Below are 379 nucleotides of genomic sequence, written 5' to 3'. Positions count from 1 at the left end.
ACCGACTTTAGTGATAACGTTGGCTTTGCCCCAGGCGCCGGTGTAATCATCACCGTTACCCACATGGGTGATAATATTGGCATCCCCCTGAACCACCGTGACTTCCTGTCCTTTCCCCACTTTGGTAATAAGGTTGGCTTGACCTTTCGCGAAGGCGTAACGGTCGCCATTACCAAGCTGAGTCAGGATATTCGCTTCCCCCCACGCCGCATTCACTCCGGCGCCATCGCCAATTTTGGTGATAAAATTGGCTTTACCTTTGGCAAAACCCACGGTCAAACCATCACCGACATGGGTCATCACGTTACCCACTTTGGAAATAAGCAGGCCGACTGTGGTACCGTCACCCACTTTGGTCAGAATATTGCCTTTGCCAGAC

1 protein-coding gene is annotated in these 379 nt (G+C 51.7%); it reads right to left on the bottom strand.

Annotated features, from left to right (window positions below; genetic code table 11):
- A partial coding sequence (locus SLS51_RS23420; protein ID WP_323840865.1) for a hypothetical protein occupies positions 1–379 on the bottom strand: 379 nt, incomplete at both ends.

Source organism: Photorhabdus africana (assembly GCF_035181445.1).
In the GTDB taxonomy this organism is placed as follows: Bacteria; Pseudomonadota; Gammaproteobacteria; order Enterobacterales; family Enterobacteriaceae; genus Photorhabdus; species Photorhabdus laumondii.
The sequence above is the reverse complement of the archived record's forward strand: the minus strand, read 5'-3'. Positions and strand labels throughout refer to the sequence as shown.